General features: G+C 73.3%; 4 protein-coding genes, 1 pseudogene and 1 riboswitch. Of the genes and pseudogenes, 2 read left to right on the forward strand and 3 right to left on the reverse strand.

Features of this window, described 5'->3' with window-relative positions; translation table 11 throughout:
• Both E0D90_RS26780 and E0D90_RS22880 read left to right on the forward strand, forming a co-directional pair.
• A pseudogene (locus tag E0D90_RS26780) lies at window positions 1–389 on the forward strand (ISAs1 family transposase); the annotation flags it as partial.
• A gap of 451 nt (window positions 390–840) precedes the next feature.
• Window positions 841–1,911, forward strand: a complete 1,071-nt coding sequence (locus tag E0D90_RS22880; protein WP_130799902.1) for a nitronate monooxygenase — start codon at window positions 841–843, stop codon at window positions 1,909–1,911.
• 75 nt (window positions 1,912–1,986) lie between these two features.
• On the opposite strand, the gene E0D90_RS22885 is transcribed toward E0D90_RS22880, so the two are convergent.
• The 3 genes from E0D90_RS22885 to E0D90_RS22895 all read right to left on the reverse strand — a co-directional run.
• Window positions 1,987–2,934: an aldo/keto reductase gene (locus tag E0D90_RS22885; protein ID WP_130799903.1), complete on the reverse strand. Its 948-nt coding sequence runs from the start codon at window positions 2,932–2,934 to the stop codon at window positions 1,987–1,989.
• Between the two features lie 406 nt (window positions 2,935–3,340).
• Complete coding sequence (locus E0D90_RS22890) at window positions 3,341–4,720, reverse strand: M23 family metallopeptidase (RefSeq protein ID WP_227870423.1); 1,380 nt, start codon at window positions 4,718–4,720, stop codon at window positions 3,341–3,343.
• Window positions 4,721–4,729: 9 nt separating this feature from the next.
• A riboswitch (cyclic di-AMP (ydaO/yuaA leader) is annotated at window positions 4,730–4,899 on the reverse strand.
• 432 nt (window positions 4,900–5,331) lie between these two features.
• On the reverse strand, window positions 5,332–5,928 hold a 597-nt coding region (locus tag E0D90_RS22895), incomplete at its 5' end, for a PP2C family protein-serine/threonine phosphatase (protein ID WP_130799904.1).

A 5,928-nucleotide genomic window follows, 5' to 3' on the forward strand; every position in this document is an offset into this window, starting at 1 on the left:
CCGCCGCGTTCGCCCACCTCGACTACCCGCACGCACGCCAGGCCCTCCAAGTCGTGCGCTGGAGGCGGGACCTGGGCTCCGGCAAGCTGACGATCGAGCGGATCTACCTGGTCACGAGCCTGCCGCCCGGCGCGGCCACCGGCAGCGAACTCGCGGCCTGGATCCGCGGACACTGGCACATCGAGAACCAGCTCCACCATGTCCGGGACCGCACCTTCCACGAGGACGCCTCCAAGATCCGCACCCGGCACCTGCCCCGCGTCATGGCCGGCCTGCGCAACCTCGCCATCGGCGTCCACCGCCAGGACGGCCACACCAACATCGCCGCCGCACTCCGCCGCACGGGCCGCGACCACCAGCGGCCCCTCACCGCTCTCGGCCTGACCTGACGAACCCGGACACAAGATCACTTCTCAAAGACCCTGCCCACTCACTCGCGCTTTTACCTGTCACGTCACGAATACGAGACGATGGTCCGCGACAGCCACTGGCACCTGGTGCTTCTCCAGTTGACAGCAGCGCTCGCCCCTGTGCGAGTTGCCACTGTGCCACGCCAGTGGATCTGCTCCCACGTCCCCGACGATCGAGGCAGTCAAGGGCGCTGGGAGTCCTGTCAGCTCGAGCTGCCGCGTGACGTTCCGGCGGCAGGCATCCCGGCACTTCTGCCAGGTCTGGCGAAGCACAATTCCGACTTGCTTCGTGGCAATGCCCAGGACGGCGTCGGCGGTCCACGGCTCCCCGGCCCGCGCAGCTAGTCCGGCGCTCGGCGGCGTCCAGCTGTTCGGCGCGCGAGTTGGCCGACACAGGCAGCGGAAGCGCTCGGGGTGCGACGATGGGGGCATGGTGGAGCGGGTCGGTGTGGCGGGGTCCGGGACGGGCGGGGCGTTCGTCGTGCCGGTGGTGCCGATGGTTCAGGCGCCGATGGCGGGGGGTGTCGCGACGCCCGGGCTGGTGTCGGCGGTCTCCGAGGCCGGCGCTCTGGGGTTTCTGGCGGGCGGCTATCTGTCGGCTGACCGGCTGGCGGAGCAGGTGGCGGCGGTTCGCGGTCGGACGGACCGGCCGTTCGGCGTGAATCTGTTCGTGCCCGGCGAGCGAGGCGGGGACGACGCTCTGGCGGCGTACCGGGCCGAACTGCGGCCCGAGGCCGAGCGGTTCGGGGTCACGCTGCCCGAGGGCGACCTGTACGACCGGGATGACTACGACGCGAAGGTGCGCGGTCTGGTGGCCGACCCGGTGACGGTGGTGTCCTTCACCTTCGGTCTGCCCGGCGCGGAGGAGGTCGCGGCGCTGCGGGCCGCGGGCAGTGCGCTGGTGGTGACGGTGACCTCGGTTGCGGAGGCCGAGGCGGCGGTGGCCGTGGGGGCGGACGCGCTGTGCGTGCAGGGTCCGGAGGCCGGCGGCCACCGGAGCACCCACCGGGTCGACGACGAACCGGGGACGGCCCCCTTGCCCGAACTGGTGGCGGGCATCGCCCGGCGGGTGCGGGTGCCGCTGGTGGCGGCGGGCGGGCTGGCCGACGGGCGGGACATCGCAGCGGTGCTCCAAGCAGGCGCGGTGGCCGCGCAGTTGGGCACCGCATACCTGCGGACGGACGAAGCCGGTACCTCCCGTCCGCACCGCGACGCGCTGGTGGACCCCGCCTTCACCGCGACGACGGTCACCAGGGCGTTCACCGGGCGCCCCGCCCGCGCGCTGCGGAGCGACTTCACCGAGGCCCACGGCGCGCACGCCCCGCGTGCGTACCCGCAGGTGCACCGGCTGACCGCGCCGCTGCGCACGGCGGCGGTCCGGGCGGGCGCGCCGGAGGCGATGGCGCTGTGGGCCGGGACGGGCTTCCGCCACGCCCGGACCGGCCCGGCCGCCGGCCTCACCCGCGCCCTGTGGGACGAGGCGCGGTCCGCCACCGGGTGAGCCGGAGCGTGTACCGCCGGCGGGCCCAGGACGGCCGGACGCCCGCGCCCCCGCCGCCCCTCGGCTTCAACGGCGTCAAACCGCGGAGGGCCCGGACGCCTCGTCCAGCGTGCTGAGTTCAGCCGTGGTGAGCTCGAACTCCCGCAGCGCGAGCAGCGGCGCCAGCTGCTCGACGTCGCGCGCGCTGGCGATCGGCGCGGTGACCGTCGGGCGGGCGGCGAGCCAGGCGAGGGCGACGGTGGCCGGGGCGACTTCCCGGCCGGTCGCGATCTGGTCGAGCGCGCTGAGCACCCGTGGCCCTTCGATGGTGTCGAGGTAGCGTCCGGCCCCCGAGGCGCGGGGGCTGTCGACGGTCGCCCCGTCGCGGTACTTGCCGGTGAGGAAGCCGGAGGCGAGCGCGGAGTAGGGGACGGCGCCGAGTCCGTACTCGGCGGCGACCTCGGCGAGTGGCCCCTCGTAGGCGTTCCGGGCGACCAGGTTGTACTTGGGCTGGAGCGCGACGTAGGCGGCCTTGCCCTCGCGGGCGGAGAAGTCGAGTGAGGCGCGGAGCCGTTCGGGGCTGATGTTGGAGGCGCCGATCTCCCGCACCTTGCCTTCGCGCACCAGGTCGTCGAGGGCGGTGACGATGTCGGAGACCTCGACGGTCTCGTCGTCGAAGTGGGTGTACAGCAGATCGATGGTGTCGACGCCGAGGCGGCGCAGCGACTCCTCGGTGGCGGCCTTGAGCGTGGCGGGTGCCAGGCCGCGGTACTCCGGGTGGGCTCCGACCTTGGTGGCGATGACGAGGCCGCGGCCGCGCCCGCCGCGTTCGAGCCAGCGGCCGATGATCTCCTCCGACTCGCCCCCGTTGTTGCCCGGCGCCCACGCCGAGTAGCTGTCGGCGGTGTCGACGAACAGACCGCCGCCGTCCGCGTAGGCGTCGAGGATGTCGAAGGAGGTGGCCTCGTCGGCGGTCCAGCCGAAGACGTTGCCGCCGAGGCAGAGTGGGGAGACGGTCAGTGAGCCGAGTGTCCTGGAAGTCATGGTCGGACCAACGGCGCCGAGGGCGGTCGGTGTTCCCCGTGGGGCGCGGGTCTCCCCGAACGGCGGAGGCGGACAGACCGACGGCCCTGACGTCGGGGGAATGTCGTCAGGGCCGTCGGCGATCGGGGCGGGCGGGCGGACCACCGTGGTGGTGGGTCCGCGCCGCCCGGGAGGCCGGAGTGGCGAACGCTGCTCGTGAGCGCGCGTCACCCGGCCGGTCGGAGCACTGGTTCGGAGCACTGGTTCGGAGCACTGGTTCGGTGCACTGGTTCGGTGCCGCGTGTCAGGAAGGCCGGCGCGTGGGCGAGCCGGCCGAGCCCGGTGCGGAGTGCGGTGGTGCGTGCCGCGACTGGTCGGGACGGCCCTGCCGGACCGTCCCGCCGTGTGTGTCCCGGTGCGTGCCGGCTCAGACCTGGATGCCGTTGTTGCGCATCCAGCTGAGCGGGTCGATGGTGCTGCCGCCGCCGGGCCGGACCTCCAGGTGGAGGTGCGGGCCGGAGGAGTTTCCGGTCGAGCCGACGTGGCCGATGACGTCGCCGGTGGTGACCTTCTGGCCGGCCACGGCGGACATCGACGACAGGTGGCTGTAGGAGAGTTCGGTGCCGTCGTCGAGCTTGACGGTGACGCGGTAGCCGTAGCTGCCGGCCCACGCGGCCTCGGTGACGGTGCCGGTGTGGATGTTCTTCACCGGCGTGCCGGCGGGGGCGGAGAAGTCGAGGCCGGTGTGGTACCCGGAGGCCCACATGGCGCCGGACTGGCCGTAGGAGGCGGAGAGGGAGTAGTTGCTGAGCGGGGCGGTGAAGCTGGCGGCCAGCTTGGCGAGCCGCTCTTCCTCCTCCTTGCGCTTCTTCTCCTCGGCTTCCTTGCGCTTGCGCTCCTTCTCGGCCTCCTGCCGCTCCTCCTCGGCGACGCGCTCCTCCTCGGCGAAGGTGGCGGCGTCGGCGGAGGCGTTGGCGATGGCGGCACCGACGGCGGCGTCGCGCTGTTCGGCCTCGGCCAGGGCGTCCTGGGCCTCGGCCTGCTTGAGGATGCGGGAGCGCAGGGCCTCGCCGGGGTCGCCCGCCTCGTCCTGGTCGGCGGCGAGGGTGTCCGCGGAGCCGGTGCCGGCCATCAGGCCGGCGGAGGTCAGCGGCGCGGCGGTGATGAGCGTCGCGGTCTGCTGGTCGGTGCCGTCGGAGCCGAAGAACCCGCCGATCTTGTCGGGCATCGCCTTGACCTTGTCGGCGGCGCCGCCGAGGCCGGGCGCGCCGCCCTCGTTGGCGGAGGCCATTCCTCCGGCGCCGACGGCCGCGATCACGCCGACGCCGAGAACGGCGCGGCTGCGGGCCATCGTTCCGCCGCGCTGGCGGCCAACACGGTGGCGGCCTCGGACCGGGACCAGCGTCTCGGTTCCGGGGTTCCACTCGCCGTCGGTGCCGTCGTCGACGCGCTCGGGGCCGAAGTCGGGGCTGAAGTAGGCGTGTGCGGGAACCGTGGTGTCGATGAGCGCGGAGGGCTCGGTGTCGGTCAGCGGCTCCGTCATCACGGCCGTCGCGCTGTCGGCCATGCCGTAGGCGGTGGTGTCCGGGTAGGCGGTGGAGGCGGCGGGAGCGGTGGCGTCCGCGTAGCCGCCGTCGCCGAACGCGCCGTCGCCGTAGGCGGTGTGGGGGCCGTACTGGCTCTGGGAGCCGTCGTGACCGTTGTAGCCGTCGGGGTACGAGCCATAGGAGCCGTACGAGCCGTACGGGTCGTGCTGGCCGTAGGAACCGAACGGGTCCTCGCCGGCGGCGTGCCGATTAGACGCCACGGGGGCGTTCTCCTTTCCTTCCTTCGCCGACCGGGTTAGCTGACGGGTTCGGAGCAGGAAGGTCTCCTACGGCCCACCGGCGGTTGCCTGCGGGCCGATTCACCCCGGAAAAGTGGTTCCCCGGCTCCCACGGCGCCGCTGAGCTGCGACGACACCTCGGGATTGAGCGACAGAGCGCGGCGCCGACACTGGCATCGGCGGTGACGACCGCGCTGCGTTATGAAACGTTAATAGAGGCCTGGCCGAGATTCCAAGTCCCTCCGCGGAATCGGTACCGGAGAGAGCATGCGCGTTCGCCCACCAACTCCCGCAAAGCGGACATTATTTCCGCGCCGAGGTTGCCGGATCGATATTGATGACCCCTCAATCGTTATGCGGAGCGCCGACATTGCGTAACCCTCCGTGATAATGCGGTGAATCGGCGTCCTGGCTGGTGGGAGCGGTCACCACGGGGGCGACGGGGCCGGGCGGAGCCCCGGATCGGGCGGGGAACCGCCGCCGCGGTGGGGCGGACGTCACGCGGCGGAGCCGTCCGGGCCGACGTACGGGCGTTCAGGGGTGTGATCTTCGACGTATTGACGTCCCGGGCCGCCGGGTCACCGGTCCCCGGCTCACCGGGCGGGCGGCTCCGGCGCCGCCACGTCCGGCGGTTGCGGTTCGGCGAGGTCGTCGCCGAGGTCGTCGGCGAAGTCCTGCGGCATCACGGTCGCGCTGACGGCCATCAGGGCCAGGTCGTCGTTCCCGATCCCGCCGTGCCGGGTGACGTCCTCGATGATCCAGTCCAGGAGCCGGTCCGGGTCCCGCTCCGGGCAGCCGCGCAGCCGGACCTCCGGGTCGTAGAAGCGGCCCCGCGCGTCCCGTGCCTCACTCAGCCCGTCCGTGTACATCAGCAGGACCGAGCCGGGCGCCAGCAGCACGGTGGAGGGTTCGACCTGCCGGCCGCCGAGCGCCGCCAGGCCGAGCGGCAGCGCCGGATCGCCGGGCACGATCGGCTGTACGGCGCCGTCGGCGGTCAGCACCAGCGGCGGCGGATGGCCCTGGTTGAGCAGCCGCAGCTCGGTGGCGGGCAGGTCGCGCCGACGCCCCGGGGAGGCCGTCAGCACGCCCGGGTCCGGCCGGGGGCGGTTGTCCGCCACCGGCACCCGGTCCGTTCGGCCACCGCCGCGCAGCGGGCCCGACACGGCTGGGTCGGGCCGGGGGCTGTCGGC

The sequence above is a fragment of the Streptomyces otsuchiensis genome (assembly GCF_004305975.1).
GTDB lineage: Bacteria > Actinomycetota > Actinomycetes > Streptomycetales > Streptomycetaceae > Streptomyces > Streptomyces otsuchiensis.

What these genes read in the sequence shown, in the direction of transcription:
- E0D90_RS22885 (WP_130799903.1), bottom strand. Translation starts at nt 2,934, where the DNA reads ATGACTTCCAGGACACTCGGCTCACTGACCGTCTCCCCACTCTGCCTC.
- E0D90_RS22880 (WP_130799902.1), top strand. Translation starts at nt 841, where the DNA reads ATGGTGGAGCGGGTCGGTGTGGCGGGGTCCGGGACGGGCGGGGCGTTC.